Source organism: Sphingomonas tabacisoli (genome assembly GCF_042678385.1).
GTDB lineage: Bacteria > Pseudomonadota > Alphaproteobacteria > Sphingomonadales > Sphingomonadaceae > Sphingomonas_B > Sphingomonas_B tabacisoli.
This window is the reverse complement of record NZ_JBHUDY010000001.1, coordinates 2,058,009-2,076,757: the sequence shown is the minus strand read 5'-3', so window position 1 is coordinate 2,076,757 and position 18,749 is coordinate 2,058,009. Positions and strand designations below refer to the sequence as shown.

Annotated in this window: 22 protein-coding genes and 1 tRNA gene; 17 read left to right on the top strand and 6 right to left on the bottom strand. The window is 65.4% G+C overall.

All coding sequences use genetic code 11. The features are described 5' to 3' along the window. The first annotated feature begins 76 nt into the window (after positions 1–76). The 6 genes from ACFSCW_RS10585 (at position 77) to ACFSCW_RS10560 (ending at position 6,487) form a co-directional block, all read left to right on the top strand. On the top strand, positions 77–502 hold the full coding sequence (locus ACFSCW_RS10585) for a MerR family transcriptional regulator (RefSeq protein ID WP_380889019.1): 426 nt from the start codon (positions 77–79) through the stop codon (positions 500–502). 98 nt (positions 503–600) lie between these two features. Continuing rightward, positions 601–2,403, top strand: coding sequence for an acyl-CoA dehydrogenase C-terminal domain-containing protein (locus ACFSCW_RS10580; protein ID WP_380889018.1), 1,803 nt, complete (start codon positions 601–603; stop codon positions 2,401–2,403). Positions 2,404–2,704: 301 nt separating this feature from the next. After that, complete coding sequence (locus ACFSCW_RS10575) at positions 2,705–2,836, top strand: hypothetical protein (protein WP_380889016.1); 132 nt, start codon at positions 2,705–2,707, stop codon at positions 2,834–2,836. Continuing rightward, entirely contained in the window at positions 2,817–4,631 is a 1,815-nt protein-coding gene (locus tag ACFSCW_RS10570) for a hypothetical protein (RefSeq protein ID WP_380889014.1), read from the top strand. The genes ACFSCW_RS10575 and ACFSCW_RS10570 overlap by 20 nt, the downstream gene beginning before the upstream one ends. Continuing rightward, the gene (locus ACFSCW_RS10565; RefSeq protein ID WP_380889012.1) at positions 4,628–5,527 is read left to right on the top strand and encodes a tyrosine-type recombinase/integrase; all 900 of its coding nucleotides are present in this window, start codon (positions 4,628–4,630) and stop codon (positions 5,525–5,527) included. The genes ACFSCW_RS10570 and ACFSCW_RS10565 overlap by 4 nt, the downstream gene beginning before the upstream one ends. Positions 5,528–5,539: 12 nt before the next feature. Beyond that, on the top strand, positions 5,540–6,487 hold the full coding sequence (locus tag ACFSCW_RS10560) for an acetyl-CoA carboxylase carboxyltransferase subunit alpha (protein ID WP_380889010.1): 948 nt from the start codon (positions 5,540–5,542) through the stop codon (positions 6,485–6,487). Between the two features lie 63 nt (positions 6,488–6,550). Here ACFSCW_RS10560 and ACFSCW_RS10555 read toward each other — a convergent pair whose 3' ends face one another. Both ACFSCW_RS10555 and ACFSCW_RS10550 read right to left on the bottom strand, forming a co-directional pair. Further along, positions 6,551–6,715 carry a Flp family type IVb pilin gene (locus tag ACFSCW_RS10555; protein ID WP_380889009.1) on the bottom strand — a complete coding sequence of 55 codons (165 nt, stop codon included), beginning with the start codon at positions 6,713–6,715 and terminating at the stop codon, positions 6,551–6,553. Between the two features lie 136 nt (positions 6,716–6,851). Continuing rightward, positions 6,852–6,971, bottom strand: coding sequence for a Flp family type IVb pilin (locus ACFSCW_RS10550; RefSeq protein WP_417766388.1), 120 nt, complete (start codon positions 6,969–6,971; stop codon positions 6,852–6,854). A 115-nt stretch (positions 6,972–7,086) separates the two neighbouring features. Between ACFSCW_RS10550 and ACFSCW_RS10545 the strand changes: the two genes are divergently transcribed. Then, positions 7,087–7,509, top strand: a complete 423-nt coding sequence (locus ACFSCW_RS10545) for a (deoxy)nucleoside triphosphate pyrophosphohydrolase (protein WP_380889005.1) — start codon at positions 7,087–7,089, stop codon at positions 7,507–7,509. Here the strand turns inward: ACFSCW_RS10545 and ACFSCW_RS10540 are convergent. Next, positions 7,489–8,337 carry a class I SAM-dependent methyltransferase gene (locus ACFSCW_RS10540; RefSeq protein WP_380889003.1) on the bottom strand — a complete coding sequence of 283 codons (849 nt, stop codon included), beginning with the start codon at positions 8,335–8,337 and terminating at the stop codon, positions 7,489–7,491. The two genes, ACFSCW_RS10545 and ACFSCW_RS10540, sit on opposite strands and share 21 nt — an antisense overlap. 44 nt (positions 8,338–8,381) lie before the next feature. On the opposite strand from ACFSCW_RS10540, the gene ACFSCW_RS10535 reads away from it, so the two are divergent. The 10 genes from ACFSCW_RS10535 to ACFSCW_RS10490 all read left to right on the top strand — a co-directional run bounded on the left by ACFSCW_RS10535 (position 8,382) and on the right by ACFSCW_RS10490 (position 16,426). Then, positions 8,382–9,146, top strand: coding sequence for a ComF family protein (locus tag ACFSCW_RS10535; RefSeq protein WP_380889001.1), 765 nt, complete (start codon positions 8,382–8,384; stop codon positions 9,144–9,146). A 12-nt stretch (positions 9,147–9,158) separates the two neighbouring features. Further along, positions 9,159–9,419, top strand: coding sequence for a glutaredoxin 3 (grxC, locus tag ACFSCW_RS10530; RefSeq protein ID WP_380889000.1), 261 nt, complete (start codon positions 9,159–9,161; stop codon positions 9,417–9,419). Between the two features lie 9 nt (positions 9,420–9,428). Further along, complete coding sequence (locus tag ACFSCW_RS10525) at positions 9,429–10,253, top strand: carbon-nitrogen hydrolase family protein (protein WP_380888999.1); 825 nt, start codon at positions 9,429–9,431, stop codon at positions 10,251–10,253. Further along, positions 10,250–10,705 carry a DUF1178 family protein gene (locus tag ACFSCW_RS10520; RefSeq protein ID WP_380888998.1) on the top strand — a complete coding sequence of 152 codons (456 nt, stop codon included), beginning with the start codon at positions 10,250–10,252 and terminating at the stop codon, positions 10,703–10,705. Before ACFSCW_RS10525 ends, ACFSCW_RS10520 begins: the two co-directional genes overlap by 4 nt. Positions 10,706–10,819: 114 nt before the next feature. Beyond that, positions 10,820–13,297: a TonB-dependent receptor gene (locus tag ACFSCW_RS10515; RefSeq protein WP_380888996.1), complete on the top strand. Its 2,478-nt coding sequence runs from the start codon at positions 10,820–10,822 to the stop codon at positions 13,295–13,297. A 36-nt stretch (positions 13,298–13,333) separates the two neighbouring features. Beyond that, positions 13,334–13,410 (top strand) — tRNA-Arg (locus ACFSCW_RS10510). 87 nt (positions 13,411–13,497) lie between these two features. Next, the gene (locus ACFSCW_RS10505; RefSeq protein WP_380888994.1) at positions 13,498–14,766 is read left to right on the top strand and encodes a hypothetical protein; all 1,269 of its coding nucleotides are present in this window, start codon (positions 13,498–13,500) and stop codon (positions 14,764–14,766) included. Next, entirely contained in the window at positions 14,763–15,230 is a 468-nt protein-coding gene (locus ACFSCW_RS10500; RefSeq protein ID WP_380888992.1) for a TadE/TadG family type IV pilus assembly protein, read from the top strand. Before ACFSCW_RS10505 ends, ACFSCW_RS10500 begins: the two co-directional genes overlap by 4 nt. Next, positions 15,227–15,619, top strand: a complete 393-nt coding sequence (locus ACFSCW_RS10495; protein WP_380888990.1) for a TadE/TadG family type IV pilus assembly protein — start codon at positions 15,227–15,229, stop codon at positions 15,617–15,619. The genes ACFSCW_RS10500 and ACFSCW_RS10495 overlap by 4 nt, the downstream gene beginning before the upstream one ends. 48 nt (positions 15,620–15,667) lie before the next feature. After that, on the top strand, positions 15,668–16,426 hold the full coding sequence (locus tag ACFSCW_RS10490) for an ATP-grasp domain-containing protein (RefSeq protein ID WP_380888989.1): 759 nt from the start codon (positions 15,668–15,670) through the stop codon (positions 16,424–16,426). On the opposite strand, the gene ACFSCW_RS10485 is transcribed toward ACFSCW_RS10490, so the two are convergent. The 3 genes from ACFSCW_RS10485 to ACFSCW_RS10475 form a co-directional block, all read right to left on the bottom strand. Further along, positions 16,423–16,905, bottom strand: a complete 483-nt coding sequence (locus ACFSCW_RS10485; protein ID WP_380888987.1) for a pyridoxamine 5'-phosphate oxidase family protein — start codon at positions 16,903–16,905, stop codon at positions 16,423–16,425. The two genes, ACFSCW_RS10490 and ACFSCW_RS10485, sit on opposite strands and share 4 nt — an antisense overlap. Positions 16,906–16,966: 61 nt before the next feature. Then, on the bottom strand, positions 16,967–18,364 hold the full coding sequence (gene lpdA / locus ACFSCW_RS10480; RefSeq protein WP_380888985.1) for a dihydrolipoyl dehydrogenase: 1,398 nt from the start codon (positions 18,362–18,364) through the stop codon (positions 16,967–16,969). Further along, positions 18,357–18,737 carry an endonuclease domain-containing protein gene (locus ACFSCW_RS10475; RefSeq protein WP_380888983.1) on the bottom strand — a complete coding sequence of 127 codons (381 nt, stop codon included), beginning with the start codon at positions 18,735–18,737 and terminating at the stop codon, positions 18,357–18,359. The genes lpdA and ACFSCW_RS10475 overlap by 8 nt, the downstream gene beginning before the upstream one ends. Positions 18,738–18,749 lie beyond the last annotated feature (12 nt).

The window sequence follows — 18,749 nt, the reverse complement described above, 5'->3', positions numbered from 1 at the left end:
GTTTATGCCGCGGCCCTATTCGCGGTTAACGCGCGCCTGGCTTGACGTTTACGTAAATGGCCTGCTTTATCGGCGCATGGCCACTCAGCATCACGCGACCGTCGATACGCCGGACAATCGAAACCGGCACCAATATTCGATCACCGACCTGTCGGAAGAGTTCGACGTGACGCCGAGAGCGCTGCGTTTCTACGAAGAGGAAGGGCTGATCCAGCCGGTCCGCCGCGGCACCACGCGCATCTACACCAAGCGCGACCGCGCCCGGCTCGCCTGGATCCTGCGGGCCAAGCGCACCGGCTTCAGCCTCGCCGAAATCCGCGAGATGATCGACCTCTACGACGTCGGCGACGGCCGCCACATGCAGCGCAAGGTGACGATCGAGAAGTGCAATGCGCGGATCGAGCTGCTGAAGCGCCAGCGCGTGGATATCGAGGCGCAGATCGACGAGCTCGTGCGCTTCGTGAAAATGGTCGAACAGGTCGAGGCTCAGGCGAGCCATTAACTCGTCATGCCGGACTTGATCCGGCATCCCGCTTCTTCTTTCCTTGGAAAGCGGGACCCCGGCTCAAGGCCGGGGTGACGATAGAAGGGGGAGAGAAAATGCCCAGCTACACACCGCCCGTGCGCGACACGCGCTTCATCCTCGATCATGTGATCGGCCTCGACCGCTACGCCAACCTGCCGGGCTTCGAGAACGCGACTGCGGACACGATCGACGCGGTGCTGAACGAAGGCGGCCGCTTCGTCGCCGAGGTGTTGTTCCCGCTGAACCAGGTCGGCGACAAGGAAGGCTGCACGCGCAATGCGGACGGCTCGGTCACCACGCCCACGGGCTTCAAGGAGGCCTATAAGCAGTTCGTCGAAGCGGGCTGGCCAACCTTGTCAGGCTCGGAGGAATATGGCGGCCAGGGCTTGCCCCACGTCGTGATGACCGCGTTCGAGGAGTTCGCGATCTCCGCCAACATGGCCTTCATGATGTATCCGGGCCTCACCGCCGGCGCGACGGCCGCGATCCTGGTCAAGGGATCGGACGAGCAGAAAGCCCTCTATGCGCCGAAGATGATCTCGGGCGAATGGGGCGGCACGATGAACCTGACCGAGCCGCAATGCGGAACGGACCTCGGCCTCATCAAGACCAAGGCGGAGCCGCAGGCGGACGGAACCTATCGCATCACCGGCACCAAGATCTTCATCTCGGCCGGCGAGCACGACCTGACCGAGAACATCATCCACCTCGTCCTCGCCAAGACGCCCGACGCACCAGACAGCGTCAAAGGCATCAGCCTGTTCATCGTGCCGAAGGTGCTGGTGAACCCGGACGGCAGCCTCGGCGAGCGCAACGCCGTCTCCTGCGGCTCGATCGAGCACAAGATGGGCATTCACGGCAATTCCACCTGCGTGATGAACTATGACGGCGCCGTCGGCTATCTGATCGGCGAGGAGATGAAGGGCCTGGCCGCGATGTTCATCATGATGAACGCGGCGCGCCTCGGCGTCGGGCTGCAGGGCCTGGGCGTCGGCGAAGTCGCCTATCAGAACGCCGTCACCTACGCGCACGACCGCCGGCAGGGCAGGGCGCTCACCGGCCCCGCCGAACCGCAGGAAAAAGCCGACCCGCTGTTCGTCCACCCCGACGTCCGCCGCATGCTGATGGAAGGCAAGGCGCTGACCGAAGGGCTGCGCGCGCTGTGCCTCTGGGGGGCGCTGCTCGTCGACTTGAGCCACAAGGCGCCGAGCGACGAGGAGCGCGAAAAGGCCGACGCGCTGGTCAGCCTGCTCACCCCGGTCATCAAGGGCTTCGGCACCGACATGGGCTACCGGATCGCGACCGACAGTCAGCAGGTCTATGGCGGCCATGGCTACATCGCCGAATGGGGCATGGAGCAATATGTCCGCGATGCCCGAATCGCGATGATCTACGAAGGCACCAACGGCGTGCAGGCGATGGACCTGGTCGGCCGCAAGCTGCCGTCGAAGGGCGGAGCGGCGATCCAGGCCTTTTTCGCCTTGGCGCAGGACGAGGTCGCGTCGGCCCAGGGCGGCCCGCAGGCGAAGCTAGCCGAAGGGCTGGGCGCCAGCCTTGCCGAGCTGCAGGCGGCGACCATGTGGTTGATGCAGAACGGTTTCGCGAACCCGAACAACGCCGGTGCGGGCGCCGTGCCCTATATGCACCTGTTGGGCATCGTCGCGGTCGGCCTCATGTGGCTGCGCATGGCCCGCGCCGCCCAGGCCCAGCTCGACGCCGGCGAAGGCGACCAGGCGTTCCTGGAAGCCAAGCTCACCACCGCGCGCTTCTGGTTCGACCGCATCGCTCCTCGCGCGCTGGGTCTGCGCAAGGAAATCGAAGGCGGCGCAGATGCGATGATGGCGCTGCCGCCGGAGGCATTCGTCCGGGCGGCTTAACTACGGAGCGAGTCTGGGTCCAAACGCGCGCAATCCGCAAACGACATAGTGCGGGCATTTGAAACCCAACCGTTACCACCGTCAACCCGGCCTTGAGCCGGGGTCCCGCTTTCGTTTTCCTGGGTGAGCGTCGGCGCGATTGTCGAAAGAAAGAAGAAGCGGGACCCCGGCTCAAGGCCGGGTTGACGGGAATATGGCTGTTTGTCGGATGACCCAGGATGTTTTGTGAACTTAAGGCCCCTCGCACCCACCGCGCGCGATCCCGATTGCCCGGCTTTCGCCCCTCTGCTAGCTCGGCGCCATGCGTTTGATCGTCCCTCTTCTCCTGATCGTGCTCGTCGTTGGCGGGCTCTGGTATCTCTCCGGCAAGAACACCGAAAAGCCGCTGACGCGCGTGGAAAAGACGATCCCGAATGAGAAACTGGGTAAGTAAGCGGCTGCTGGGCGGGGTGGCGCTGGCCGCCGCGCTCGGCGCCTTCGCGATTCCGGCGATCGGTCAGCAGGACCAGCCCGAATCGCTGCTGCCGCCCGGCTTTGGCGACCAGCCCGTCTCGCCGACGCCCGCTCCGGGCGAGGCGACACCGCCCGCCGCGCAACCGGGCGTTCCCGGAGCGCCGGGCGCGGACAACGTCGTCGCTGCCGAAGACGCGCAGGCGACCGGCGAGGAAGACCAGCAGACGGACGAGGAGCAGACCGCCCAGGCCAAACCGTTCGATCTGCCCGAGGCGGCGCGGCGCAACCCCGATCTGGTCGGGGTGCTGACGCCGGACAATGGCGGCTATGCGGCCGACGAATGGGGCACGGTCGACGGACGCTTCGCCTCGACGCTGATGCGGGATATCAAGGCGCCGGTCGCTTCGCGCTGGGGACAGATCCTGCTCCGCCGCACCTTGCTGAGCCAGGCGCCGACGCCGGCAGGCATCGAAGGCCCGGACTGGGTTGCCGAGCGCGCCTGGCTGCTGCTGCGCATGGGCGAAGCGGACGCGGCGCGGCTGCTGGTTTCCAGCATCGACGTCGACCGGTTCAGCCCGAAGATGTTCGACGTCGCGCAGCAGACCGCGCTCGCGACAGCCGATCCGGCGGCGATGTGTCCCCTGACCGACAAGGTTCCCGCGACCGCCGACCAGACGAGCTGGGATCTGGCGCGCGCGATGTGCGCCGCCTTGTCGGGCGATAACGGCACGGCTTCCGCGATCATCGACGCGGCACGGCATCGCGGCCGGGCTCGGGGCATCGACTTGCTGCTCGCCGAGAAAGTCGTCGGCGTCGGTGGCGGCCGCCGTGCGATCAACATCCAGTGGGACGGCGTCGGCGATCTGACTGCCTGGCGTTTCGGCCTCGCCAATGCCGTCAACGTGCCGATCCCCGCGCCGCTGTTCGACACGGTCGGACCGCACGTCCGCGCTTGGCAGTTCCGCGCGCCGATGATCGCGCCGGAACAGCGGCTCGCGCCCGCCATCTGGGCGGCCAGCCTAGGCGTGCTGTCGAGCGCCGCCTATGGCGACCTGATCGGCCAGGCCTATGAAGCGGCCGATCCCGATAATCTGGAGGAAACGCCGGGTTATCGCCTGCGCACGGCCTTTTCCGGCGATGACGAAAACAGCCGCATCGAGGCGCTGCGGACGCTCTGGACCGAGCCAAAGACGGATGTCGAGCGCTACGCACGGCTTGTGCTGACAGCGCGCGCCGCCGCTCGCTTTGCGCCCAGCGAAGATCTAGCCGACGACGCGCACAATTTCATCGCGGCGATGCTCACGGCCGGCTTCGACGATGCCGCCGCCAAATGGGGCGCGGTCGGCGACAAGCTCGACGATGGCGACGATGGCTGGGCGCTGCTCGCCGTCGGCGCACCGCGGCGGGTAGTCACGATCAGCACCCGCCGCGCCGGCGCCTATGTCGGCGAGCAGAAGGACGACAGCCGTAAGGGCGCTTTCCTCGTCGCGGGCCTCGCAGGTCTCGGCCGCATTTCGCCGCAGGATGCGCAGAGCCTCGCCACCGATAATCATCTGCCGCTTGGCTTGCAGAATAGCTGGACGCGCGCGATCGATCACGCCGCGAAGATGAACCAGCCCGCGACAGTCGCGCTGCTGGCCGCGGCGGGCATGCAGACCATGTCGTGGAAGGCGGTGCATCCGGCGTATCTGATGCACATCGTCGCGGCGCTTCGGCGAGTTGGGCGCGAGCCTGAGGCGCGGATGATCGCCGCCGAAGCCATCACGCGGGCGTGAGCGGCGACCGGGAGCTGATCGGCCGCTTCCTCGAAATGCTGGCGGCTGAGGCCGGCGCCGCCCGCAACACGATCCTCGCCTACCGCACTGACCTGGAGAAAGCGTCCGAACTGCTGGCGGGCTCGCTCGCCACGGCGGACGAGGCGGCGATCGCGCGCGTTGCGGAGCAATGGATGCGGCTTGCCCGCTCGACCGTTGCGCGCAAATCGGCGGCGCTGCGGCGCTTCTTCGCTTTCCTGCAGGAAGAGGGTTTCCGTTCGGACGATCCGGGCAAGGGACTGCCGCGGCCGAGCGCTGCCCGCCCGCTGCCGAAAGTGATCGGCCATGACGATGTCGACCGCATCTTCGCGGAGATCGACCGGCGGCTCGGGGCCGAGCATCCGCCAGTGGCCGACATCCGGCTCGCGGCGTTGATCGAGCTGCTCTACGGCTCGGGGCTGCGCGCGACGGAGCTGGTCTCGCTCCCGCGCAATGCCATTGCCAGCGACCGCCCGTTCATCATCCTGAAGGGCAAAGGCGGGCGCGAGCGGCTGGTGCCGATTTCCGACCGCGCCCGCGCCGCCGTCGCGCGCTGGCGGGAGCTGGTGCCCTCGGACCAGCCCTGGCTGTTCCCGTCCGGCAAGAAGCATCTCAGCCGCGTGCGGCTGTTCCAGATCGTGAAGGCGCTTGCCGCTGCAGCCGGCGTGCCGCCGGATCGCGTCGGCCCGCACGGGCTGCGCCACGCCTTCGCAACGCACCTGTTGGAAGGGGGCGCGGACCTGCGTGCCTTGCAGGCGATGCTGGGCCATGCCGACATCGCCACGACGCAAATCTACACGCATGTCGACTCGCGCCGCCTCGTCGAGCTGGTGAACGCCAACCACCCGCTCGTTGACGAGCGGCCCCGCCGCTCCTAACCCGCGCGGCCAATGATCAGCTTCCTCGATTTCGAAAAACCGATCGCCGAGCTTGAGGCCCGGGTCGCCGAACTGCGCGAGACCGCGGCAGGCGGCCAGGTCGATATCGATGCGGAGATCGGCCGGCTGCAGGCCAAGGCCGACAAGCTGCTGCGCGACACCTATGCCAAGCTCACCCCCTGGCAGAAGACGCAGGTCGCCCGCCATCCGGCGCGGCCGCACTTCAAGGACTATGTGGCGCGGCTGATCGACGATTTCATGCCGCTGGCGGGCGACCGCGCCTTTGCCGACGATCAGGCGATTATCGGCGGCTTCGGACGGCTCGGCGGTCGGCGCGTGATGGTAATCGGTCACGAGAAAGGCGACGACACCGCCAGCCGCCTCAAGCACAATTTCGGCATGGGTAAGCCCGAAGGTTACCGCAAGGCGATCCGGCTGATGCAGATGGCCGACCGTTTCGGTCTGCCGGTCGTGACTTTGGTCGATACCTCGGGCGCTTTTCCCGGCGTGCAGGCCGAAGAGCGCGGCCAGGCGGAAGCGATCGCCCGCTCGACCGAGCAATGCCTGGCGCTCGGCGTGCCGATGGTGGCGGCCGTTGTGGGCGAAGGCGGCTCGGGCGGCGCGATCGCGCTGGCCGCCGCCAACCGCGTGCTGATGTTCGAGCACGCGGTCTATTCGGTAATCTCGCCGGAGGGCTGCGCTTCTATCCTGTGGCGCACCTCGGACCAGGCGCCGGCCGCTGCCGAGGCGATGAAGATCACCGCACAGGACCTGAAGGGACTCGGCATCATCGACGGCATCGTGCTCGAGCCCGTCGGCGGCGCGCACCGCGACCCCGATGTTGCGATCGATACGCTGGGGGCTGCCATTCGCGGCGCGCTGGACGAACTCGCGCCGTTGGATCGTGACGCGCTCCGCGCAGACCGCCGCGCCAAATTCCTGAAAATGGGCACGCTCTGACGCGCAAACAGAAAGGGCGGCGAGTTTCCCGCCGCCCTTGCCGGTTTGATCTTGCGATCGCGCTTACTGCACCATGCTGCCGGAAGCGTTATTGAAGGTGTTGCCGACCTTCTGGCCCAGGCTCGTCATGGCGGTGATCGCGGCAACGGCGATCAGCGCGGCGATCAGGCCGTACTCGATCGCGGTCGCGCCCTTGTTGTTGCGGATCATCTTGCGCAGAATCTGCATGTTCGTCTCCTTGGTCCAGCACCTACCCGTTGACCCGACTGGTCGTCCCAAGATCAACTTGTCGCCTGTTAGGCCCGATCTCGTTTCGGATTCTTGATGAGTTATGGCTTCGAGCGCGTTAACCAAAGCGCCCTGCTCAGTGCGCGAGCACGTTCTGGGCGATGTTGTTCCACATGCCGATCGTGACGTTCGCGACCTGAGAGAGCGATGCAAGCATCGCGATCACGATAAGAGAGACGATCAGCCCGTATTCCACGGCCGTTGCCCCCGCCGCGGATCGAAGCAGTCTGTGAAGGAATTCGCTAATCACGCCGGCCCCCGGTCGGTGTAAAGTCGAGCAGCAGTGACACGGCGACAGTTAAGGAAGGTTTATGTCAACAGGTTACCCGTTGCTTCTTGTCGTTGCCGCTGCACTGATCGATAGCGAGGGGCGCGTACTGGTTCAGCAGAGGGCGCCCGACCGTTCGATGCCGGGCCTGTGGGAATTTCCAGGCGGTAAGGTCGAGCCGGGCGAGACGCCGGAACATGCCCTGGCTCGGGAGTTAGTCGAGGAGCTGGGCGTGACAGTCGCGCCGAGCGCGTTCTCGCCGCTTGCCTTCGCAAGCGAGGCGCTGGGCGAGCGGCATTTGCTGCTTCTTCTTTATGCCGCGCGCGAATGGCGGGGCGAGCCGATGGCGCTGGATGCGAGCGCAATCCGGTGGGTTAATGTCGAGGAAATGCGGACGTTGGCGATGCCGCCGGCGGATGTGCCGTTGGTCGAGGCACTCGCCGCTTTATCTCTCGTCCCGGCGTAGGGCAGCCGCTAGCGAAGCGGTGGCGCTGCCGCGGCGTGCCGGTTTGGGCTGGTCCGGCGCGGGCGCCCAGCCGAGCAGATGCACGATCTCGATCGTCTCGCCGGTCTTGCCGTCCGCGGCAGCATCGGCAGCGAACCGTTCTGCCGCAGCCGCCAGCGCCGTACGAGTGAGTGGCGGCGCGGCATCGGCAAGCAAGCTCGTCGAGGCCGTGCCGCGCAGATCGGCGAGAAGCGCAAAGAGCGAGCTGTAACGCACGGTGAGCTGCTCACCGTCGGCAACTGGCAAAGCGAAGCCGGCTCTTGCGAGCAGGTCGCCGGCCGAGCGGACGTCGATCTGCGGATGCAGACGCGCAACGGCGCGTTCCTCCGCCCCCAGCAACGACGCCCGCAGCCGGGACAAACTTCCGGCGCCGACGAACGCGCCGAGGAACAGGCCGTCGGGCTTCAGCACGCGACGGATCAGCGTCAGCGCGCCGGGCAAGTCGTTGACTTGGTCGAGACCGCCGCACGCGATGACCAGGCCGAAACTTTCATCGGCGAAGGGCAAGCGATCCTCGTCGCACTGCACGCCGCCGGCAGCCTTGGCAAAGCAATAGCCCGGATCGACTGAGACGACGTCGATGCTCCGCGCGCGCAATGCAGCACCCACGCGTCCATCCAGGCAGCCAAGATCCAGCCCGCGGGTGAAGCTGCGTTTCACGCTATCCAGCCGGTCGATCAATTCGTCGGCCATGCGCGCATGAATAAAATCGTGCCGGGCAAAGTCGGCGGCTGCTCGGTCGCGCCGGATGCGCCGGCGCGTGCGGTCGAAGATTTCGGGCGCGCTCATGTGCGGGCCTTGTGGGGACGCGCGGGACCGGGAACAAGGGTGCCGTGAGCCTAATCGCTTCCCCATTTCGTGTTGCGATCGACTTTGCGCTGCCGCCGCGCTGTCCTGCATGCGGTTTGATCGTATCCGACGATGGCGCGTTTTGCGGTCCGTGCTGGTCCAAGCTCGATTTCCTTGTCGGCCCGGCCTGTGCCGCATGCGGCGTGCCGCTGGAGCAGGATCTCGGGCCGGAGACACAATGCGCTGCCTGCCTGGCCGAACCGCCGCCGCACGACGGCGTGCGTGCTGCTGTTGCTTATGGTTCCGTCGCGCGCGCGGTCGTGCTGAAGCTGAAGCACGGCGGCCGGATCGGCATGGCGCGGGTGATAGGACGTTATCTGGCGCGGCTTGCGCTCGCCGAACCCGACGTCTTGCTGGTGCCCGTACCGCTGCATCGCTGGCGCATCTGGCGGCGCGGGTTCAACCAGTCGGGGCTGCTAGCGCGTGAAGTTTCCCGTCGGACCGGACTGGAAGTCCGTGCCGACCTGATCGAGCGGCGCAAGCGCACGCCGATGCTGGGCGGGCTCGGTCGGGCGGCGCGAGCGAGGGCCTTGCGCGGCGCGTTCGCCGTCCCATCTGAAGGCAAGGCCGCGCTGGCCGGCCGCACGGTGTTGCTGGTCGACGATGTCTACACCAGCGGCGCGACCGCGGGCGCTTGCGCAAAGGTGCTGAAGCGTGCCGGTGCGGCGAAAGTGATCGTGCTGTGCTGGGCCCGCGTGCTGCAGGATGGCGTTGACGATGTGCCCGGCTTGGGCGACGAATGGCATTGAGGAGACGGGGTTTTGGCGAAGGTCGAGATTTATACCAAATGGGGTTGCCCCTATTGCCTGCGCGCGCAGCGGCTGCTCGACGGCAAGGGCGTGTCCTACGAAGAATATGACATCACAATGGGCGGCCCGCAGCGCGCGGAGATGATCCAGCGCGCTAATGGCCGGACCACCGTGCCGCAGGTGTTCATCGACGGGAAGCATATCGGCGGATCGGACGATCTGGCGGCGCTGGATGCGCGGGGTGGCCTCGATCCGTTGCTGAAGGCCGCTTAAAAGCCACCCATGCGCGCCGCCATTCTGCAGATGCAGTCGGGCATCGACCCGGCCGCCAACGCACGCACCATCGTGCAGGCGATCGAGGATGCGCGCGCGGGCGGCGCGAACATGCTGTTCACGCCGGAAATGTCGAACCTGCTCGATCGGGACCGGGCGCGTTCGGCGGCTAACCTTCGGCGCGAAGGCGATGACGAGACGCTGGCAGCCATACGCGAAGCCGCACGGGAGGCAGGGCTTTGGGTCCATATCGGGTCGCTCGCATTGCAGGGCGAGGGTGAACGGCGGCTCAATCGCGGATTCCTGATCGACGATCAGGGGGAGATCCGTGCGCGCTATGACAAGATCCATTTGTTCGACGTCGATCTTGCGACTGGCGAAAGCTGGCGGGAATCGGCTGTCTATGCGCGGGGGCAGCGGGCCGTGGCGGCGGAGACGCCTTGGGGGCGGCTGGGTCTCAGCATCTGCTACGACATCCGCTTTCCAGACTTGTATCGCGCGCTGACCGGGGCGGGGGCCTCTATTCTAGCCGTCCCGGCCGCTTTCACTGTGCCGACCGGCAAAGCGCATTGGCACGTGCTGCTCCGAGCACGGGCGATTGAGGCGGGGGTTTTCGTGATTGCCGCCGCGCAGGTCGGCCAGCACGCGGACGGGCGCGAGACTTATGGTCATTCGCTCGCCGTCGATCCCTGGGGCGAAGTGCTTCTCGACATGGGCACAGAGCAGGGCCTCGGCTTTGTCGATCTCGATCTGGCGCAGGTGGCGGCCGTGCGCAGCCGCGTGCCCGCGATCGACCATCGCCGCGACATTCCTCCGGTCGAGCTCGCCCGATGATCGTGTTCGATCTGAAATGCGGCCAGGCCCATGTGTTCGAAGCCTGGTTCGGCTCCAGTGCCGATTATGAAGATCAGCGCGCTCGTGGCCTAATCCAGTGCCCGATCTGCGGCGACGGCGAGATCGGCAAGGCCGTCATGGCGCCAAGGCTCGGCAGCGGCGTTTCCGAAGACGCTCAGGCGCCCGTTCCGGTCGCGTCGATGCCGTCGCCGCCGGCCGAGATGAAGGCGTTGATGACGGCTATGGCGAAGGTTCAGTCCAAGATGCTGGAAGGCTCGCAATGGGTCGGCCGCCGTTTCGCCGACGAGGCGCGGGCGATCCATCTCGGCGAGACCGATCCGCGTACGATCCACGGCCAAGCGACGCCCGCGGAAGCTGCGGCGCTGAAGGAAGAGGGCGTTGAAGTGATGCCGCTTCCGTTCCCGATCGCGCCGCCCGATCAGACGAACTGACGTTCGTCCCTTGTGGGGGACGTCCGACGCAACCTGTTCGATCGTTACGGGTTGAAAGCACCCGTTCAGAAAAGGCGCGGCACAGCGCCGGCGAACCCGGACAAGGAAAAACAGATGATCGGTCGCGTGGCGTTGGTGTCGGCTTTGCTCGCCGGGACGGCGGTTCCTTCATGGGCGCAAGAGCCATCCCCACCGGCGCAACAGGCGCCTCAGGCAGCACCGAAGCCTGCCCCTGCCGCGGAACCGGCGCCCGATGAGGCGGACGATGAAGAGATCGTCGTTGTGGGACAGCGGGAACGCGGCGCGGTGATCGGCGACATCAAGCCCGAAGTGCAGCTCAGCCCCGCCGACATTCGCTCCTATGGCGTGAGCTCGGTCGCGGAACTGCTCAGCGAACTCGGCCCCCAGATCGCGACGACGCGCGGCAGCAACAGGGGCGCTTCGGTCGTGCTGCTGAACGGCCTCAAGATTTCCGGCTTCAGCGAAATTCGCGATATCCCCACGGAGGCGATCCAGCGGGTCGACATCCTGCCCGAGGAAGTCGCGTTGAAATATGGTTACAGCGCCGACCAGAAGGTGGTGAACATCGTGCTTCGCCGCCGCTTCCGCGCGACCACGGCGGAGCTGTCCGATCGGATCGCGACCGACGGCGGCGCGAACCAGCCCCAGGGAACGGCGAGCCTGCTCCGCATCAATCCGACGGGCCGCTTCAATCTCGCCGGCACCTACACGCGCACGCAGCAATTGCTCGAGAGTCAGCGTGACATTCTCGCAGATACCGGCTTCGATCAGCGTGGGTTCCGAACGCTGATTCCGTCCGGCGACTCGGCGTCCGTCAACGCGATCTATGCGACCGGCATCGCGGAGGGGGTTTCCGCGACGGTGAATGGCCGCCTGCAATATGACGATACCCGCGCCGTGCTGGGATTGTCGGCTGACGGCGCCGGGCCGCTCATCACACAGGACAACCATTCGCTGAACACGCATCTCGGCACGACGCTGAACGGCGCGATCTCGGGCTGGCAGTGGACGTTCACCAGCGCCTATGACCGTACCGCGACCGATACCAAGACCAGCGTCACAGCCGACAAGGCGCATTCGGCGGCGAGCAATTTCGGCGGCGACTTCACCATTAACGGCCAGCCGCTGAAACTCCCCGCCGGAGCGGTTTCCACGACCGTTCGCATCAATGCTTCGACCAACGATTTTTCCAGCCGCACGACGCGCACCGGCACTGTCCGTAACGGCGACGTGCACCGCGATATCGGCGGCGGGCAGATCAATGTCGACGTGCCGATCGCCAGCCGCGACCGCGCGTTCCTGGGCTTCCTCGGCAACCTGTCGGTCAACGGCAATGTCGAGGTGCAGCACTTGAGCGACTTCGGCACGCAGACCACCTATGGCTATGGCGCGACCTGGTCGCCGATCCGCGCGATCAACCTCGTCGTGTCCCATACGGATGAGGAAAGCGCGCCGACCGCGCAGCAGCTCGGCAATCCGGTGATCGTGACGCCGGGCGTGCGCGTGTTCGATCTGGTCCGCAACCAGTCGGCGATCGTCACCCAGATCACCGGCGGCAATTCGGGCCTCCTTGCCGACGATCGCAAAGTGACGAAGTTAGGTCTGACGCTCAGGCCGTTTACCGACACCGACCTCAGCCTTGTTGCCAACTACACGCGCACGCGCACGCGCAACGCGATCGAATCACTGGGCTTCCCGACGGCCGCCATTCAGGCGGCCTTCCCGGACAGGTTCATACGCGACGCCTCGGGCGATCTGGTCCAGATCGACGCGCGGCCGGTCAATTTCTTCCGCGAGCGCGAGGATCAGCTCCGTTGGGGCATCAATTTTTCGAAGCGGATCAAGGACACGACCGCCGAGCAATTCCGCGCGCTGGCGGCGGCGGGGCGCTTGCCTTTCCCGGGCGGCCGCAGACCCGATGGCGCGGGTGGGCCTGGCGGGCAGGCGGGCGGTGGCGCAGGGCAGGGCGATCGTCCGCGCGGTCCTGGCGGCGGCGGAGGCGGTGGGCGTTTCGGTGGAGGCGGCGGCGGATTCGGCGGCGGCCGGCTGCAGTTCGCGCTGTATCACACTTGGCATTTCAAGGACGACGTGCTCGTCCGGCCGGGCGGTCCCTTCATCGATCTGCTGCACGGCGGGTCGCTCGGGCGCGGCGGCGGTCAGCCGCGGCATGAAATCGAGGCGCAGGCAGGCATCACTCGCAACGGCCTGGGCGCGCGCCTCAGCGCGAATTGGCAGAGCGGAACAACCGTGGACGGCGCGACAGGGCTCGCCAGCGACCAACTCCGTTTCGGATCGCTGGCGACGGTGGATTTCCGTCTATTCGCCAATCTGGGCAGCATGCCGAAAGTGCTGGTTGCCCATCCGTGGCTGCGCGGATCGCGCGTGACGGTCTCGGTCGACAATCTGTTCAACCAGCGCCAGCGCGTGCGCGACGCGACCGGAGTGACGCCGGTCAACTATCAGCCGGACCTGCTCGATCCGCTCGGCCGCACGATCAAGATCAGCTTCCGCAAGCTGTTCTTCTCGCTGCCGCAGAGAGGCGGCGGTGCGCGCCCGGGATCGGACGATTGACCCCGGACGCGGCGGAAGGCAGGAGTCGCGCCGAGTGCGCTCGTAGCTCAGCAGGATAGAGCATCAGATTCCTAATCTGAGGGCCATGGGTTCGAATCCCGTCGAGCGCACCATTTGATCGGCAGCACTCCGTTAACCGTATTCCTTCAACGCCCCTGAACCCTGTTCCGGCAAGACGGGCAGTGTTGAGGAGGTGCGTCATGCGCTTGAAGCGGACATTCCTGGCTTTTGCGCGCTCGAAGCGCGGCAACGTGATCGTCGCTGCGGCGGCGTCGCTGCCGGTCGTGATCGGCTCGGCCGGCTTGGCGACCGATACACTCGAGTGGACGCTGTGGAAGCGCCAGTTGCAGCGCCAGGCCGATTCGGCCGCGCTCTCGGGCGCCTTTGCGCTTGCCCAAGGCAAGAACCATGTGACGAGCGTCAACGGCGACATCGCCCGCACCGCGGAGCTGACATTGACAGCGACGCCGGTGATTGAATCTCCGCCGACCACTGGTGCCGGCACGGGTAATACGAGCGCTGTCCGCGTCGCCTTGCAGACCGGCCGCTCGCTGCCCTTCTCCAGCCTGTTCGTGTCGACGGCGCCGACGATCAAGGCGGAGTCGACAGCGGCCGTCGTCAACAACGGCAATTATTGCCTGATCGCCCTCGAGCCGACCACGGCCGTCGGCATCACTATGTCCGGTAACGCCACGGTGAATATGGGCTGTGGCATGGCGACCAATTCCAAGTCGAGCAACGCCGTCTACGTGAACGGCAGCAGCACGATAACGGCCACGCCCATCGCGGCGGTCGGAACGGTCGTGCCGAACAGCAACTACACCGGCACCACGGTCTTTAAGTCTCACCAAGTGCCGCAGAAGGACCCGTTTGCGTCGCTTCCAGATCCCGACATCAGCACCCTGAACTGCCAATCGCTGTCGGTTTCTCCAAATGGAAACAAAAGTCTCACGTCGACCTCCAACCCGGCCACGGCCACTTGTTTGAAGAATGTCGACGTTAAGGGTACTTTGACGCTTGGACCCGGCATTTACTATGTCGACGGCGGCTCGTTCAACGTCGGCTCGCAAGCGGTGATTAGCGGTACGGGCGTTACCATCATCCTGACCAGCAAGACGGCTGCGTCAGACCCATCAAGCATCGCTACCATGAGCATGAACGGCGGCGCGCAGATCAATCTGAGTGCGCCGACGACCGGCACTTACGCCGGCGTCATCATGTATCAGGACCGGCGGGCGCTCGATGTCGCAAGCAACACCGTCAACGGAAACAGCAGCTCCTTCTATCAAGGGGCGCTTTATTTCCCGAAGCAGCAACTCACGTTCAACGGAACGACGGGCATGTCGACCGACTGCCTGCAGATGGTCGGCCGCCGCGTTGTGTTCCTCGGCAACAGCTCGATCTCGAACGTGTGCCCGACGGGCGGACCGCATTCCTTCACCGGCACTGCAGTGAGGTTGATCGGATGAGCGCGCTCCTCCTGCAGCGGCTTGGCCGCGATCGCCGCGGCACCAGCTCCGTCGAGCTTGCGATGCTGGCGCCATTCTTTGCGATGATGACGCTCGGCACTGTCGACGCCGCCCGCGCCGTCGCTGAAAAGGTGCGGCTGCAACAGGCAGCGTCACGCTCGATCGAGATGGTCTCGTCGGGCGGTCTCGACAGCGACGCCTATAACGGCCTGAAGGCAGAGGCGGCCACAGCGGCGAACGTCAGTCAGAGTAATGTCACGACCGACACCTGGCTGGAATGCGATCGGGTGCGTCAGCCCTCTTCCACGACCGATTGCACGGGTACGCAGGAAATCGGGCGCTATGCCTCGGTGGTGATCAACGGCACCTACGTGCCCTGGTTTGCGACGCCCCTCGCCAGCCTGGGCTACAACATCAGCCGGACGATCACGCTGCAGGGCAAGGCATCGGTGAGGCTCCAATGACGATGATCCGCAATCTCCTTCGCGACCGGTCCGGCTCGCCCGCGGTCGAGTTCGCTTTCGCGGCTCCGGTGCTGATGATGTTCCTGATCGGGATCACGCAGCTCGGCGTGCTGTTCTCGGCGACGGCGGGAATGATCAACGGCGTCAACGAGGGCGCGCGCTACGCGACGATCTACCCGACGCCGACCGACGATCAGATCCTGAACCGGATCAGCCAGCGCCGCTTCATGGTGCAGTCGGCTCGTCAGACCGCTTCGCTGGCGCACGGCACCAGCAACGGCGTGCAATATATCGACATCACGATGAACTATACGGCGCCGCTGAACTTCGTGTTTTTCCAGACGCCGGCGGTGACGCTGCGGCAGACGCGGCGCGTCTATCTGTCCTGATCGCCGGCGCTTGACCGATCGCGCCGAAGGGGGCGTTGTGCGGGGGCCATGCGCCCCCGTGTTCTTTTCGGCGATCATCCGACGCTGAAGCCGACCATCGAGCGGCTGATCGATCATGGCCGCTTCGAAATTGCATTCGGATCGCTGGAATTGCCGGATATCGCGTCCTTCGATCTGGTCGTGCCGCTGACGATCGATCAGATCGTAGCGGCCCGCGACGCCAATGCAGATGGGCGGAGGCGAGCAGTGGTTCCTGACGCAGAGCTCGTCGAAATCTGTGACGACAAGCTGCTGTTCTGCGAAAATATGCTCGCAATGGGCCTCGGCGCTTTGCTGCCGGAGCTATTGCCCGACCCGCCGAATGTCTTCCCCTATGTTCGCAAGCCCCGGCGAGGGGAATTCGGCGACGGTATTCGCATCGTCCGCCGGCCGGAAGACGATCACGATCCGTCGCCGCACAGCTTTTGCCAGCGTCCCGTGGAAGGCGCCTACGAATATGTGCTGCATTTGCTGCGCGTTGACGGGCGCATCCGTTACGCGCGCTGCTATCGCTATCTGATGGCGGATACGCTGTCAGTGCGCGGTCGCGAGCAGCCGGCCCTGACGATCGCCGAAGCCGAACCGGGCCGAGCGCTGAAGCCCTGTGCCGATATTCTCGAAAGGCTCGGTTTCGAGGGAACCTGCTGCTTCAACTACAAGTGGGAAGCCGGCGCGCTGCGCATCCTTGAGCTCAATCCGCGGTTCGGCGGCTCGCTGGCGGGCGACGTCAACGCCTATGTCGCCGCCCACCTGGAGGCGCTTGCCTAGAAGGCGACTTCGGCCACCTTGTCCTTGTAATCCTGCTTCGGATCGCGGCCGAGCAACAGCTTGAGCCCGGCGAACGCGCTATGCTCGTTCAGCCAGACCTGCCCGGCGGTCGGATCGAAGCGGATGAGCTGCAGATTGGGATCGTCCTTGCCGCCCTCGAACCAGGCAGCAACGAAGGGATTCCAGAGCTGGTCGATCCGTTCGCGGTCGTTGTCCTCTTCCAGTCGTCCGTCGATCGTGGCGAACACGTCGTGGCCCTTGGAGGCGAAGACCATCATCGCGCGATCGTCGGTGCGCATGTCCTGGACCAGGTGATTGTCCTTGGTCGTGAAGAACCAGACATAGCTTTGCCCGTCGAGCGTCTGCGCGGTCATCGGCTGCGACCGGTCCTGCATCGCGCCGTGAAGGCCGAGCATGACCGTTCGGTCGGACTTCAGCGCCTTCCAGAATTTTTCGGTGATTTCCGCCTCATTCGCCACGATCGTTCTCCTTCAATGTAGAAGGAAAACGGAAAAGGGCGGGTGGGTGTTCCCCGCGCCCCTAGATGTGCAGCACCCTCCCGTACGCCGCGAGCACGCTTTCGTGCATCATTTCGCTGAGCGTCGGGTGCGGGAACACCGTTTCGATCAGCTCGGCTTCGGTCAGTTCGCCGGTCTTGCCGATGGTGTAGCCCTGGATCAGCTCGGTCACTTCGGCGCCGATCATATGCGCGCCCAAGAGTTCGCCGGTCTTCGCGTCGAACACCGTCTTCACGAAGCCCTCGGCCTCGCCCAGCGCGATCGCCTTGCCGTTGCCGATGAAGGGGAAGTTGCCGACCTTCACGTCGTAGCCGGCTTCCTTGGCCTTGGCCTCGGTCAGGCCGACACTGGCGATCTGCGGGCGACAATAGGTGCAGCCCGGGATGTTCTTCGGGTCCATCGCGTGCGGGTGCTTGCCGGCGATCGCCTCGGCAGCGATCACGCCCTCGTGGCTCGCCTTGTGCGCCAGCCAGGGCGGGGCGGTCACGTCGCCGATCGCGTAGAGGCCGTCGACATTGGTCTTGCACATGCCATCGGTGACGATGTGCCCGCGTTCGGTTTTCACACTCAATGCCTCAAGGCCAAGATTCTCGGTGTTCGGCACGATACCGATCGCGACGATCACATGGCTGAATGTGTCTTCGACGATCTTGCCGTCCTTGCCCTTGATCGACGCCTTGACGCCGTTTGGTCCGACATCGAGCTTCTCCACGCCCGCGCCGGTCATCGTCTTCATGCCCTGCTTTTTCACCGCCTTCTCAAGGAAGGCCGAAACGTCGGCATCCTCGACAGGCACCAGCCGATCGAGCATCTCGACCACCGTCACTTCGGCGCCCATGTCGTTGTAGAAGCTGGCGAACTCGATCCCGATCGCGCCGGAGCCGACGACCAGCAGCTTGGTCGGCATTTCCGGTGGCGTCATCGCGTGGCGGTAAGTCCAGATGCGCTTCCCGTCCGCCTTGGCGAAGGGTAGGTCACGTGCGCGGGCACCGGTCGCGACGATGATGTTCTTCGCGCTTAGCTCGGTCTTCTTGCCGTCCTCGGCCGTGACCGTCATCGCACCTTTTCCGGTCAAGACGCCGGTGCCCATGTGCACGGCGATCTTGTTCTTCTTCATCAGTCCGGTCACGCCCCTGTTCAGCTGCGACGCGACCCCGCGCGAGCGCTTCACCACCGCGGCAAGGTCGGCGCTGATCTGGTTGGCGACCAGGCCGTAATCCTTGGCGTGCTGCATATAGTGGAAGATCTCGGCCGAACGCAGCAGCGCCTTGGTCGGAATACAGCCCCAGTTGAGACAAATGCCGCCGAGCAGCTCACGCTCGACGATCGCGGTCTTGAGCCCAAGCTGCGCCGCGCGGATTGCCGCCACATAGCCGCCGGGTCCCGAGCCGAGGACGATCAGGTCGTAGGTTTCAGCCAAGGGAAGCTCCTTCTAGCCCCTCTCCCCATCGGGGAGAGGGAGGGGCCCGCCGCGAAGCGGTGGGAGGGTGAGGGTCTGTAAGAGCAGCACAGATGGTGTCGAACACGCCATCGCTATTGTCGAGCACGTTATTGTTCCAGAAGCGCAACACTCGAAACCCTGCGCGCTGCAGAAAAGCCTCGCGCCGCTCGTCACCACGATTATCGGCGTGCTGCGATCCATCCGCTTCGATGATCAGCCACGAACTAAGACAGACGAAATCGACGATATAGGGGGCGATAATGCGCTGGCGTTTGAACTTATAGCTTTCGAGCCGCCGGTTACGCAGCATCGACCAGAGCCGCTTTTCGGCGTCCGTAGGATTGCGCCGCATCCAGTGCGCACG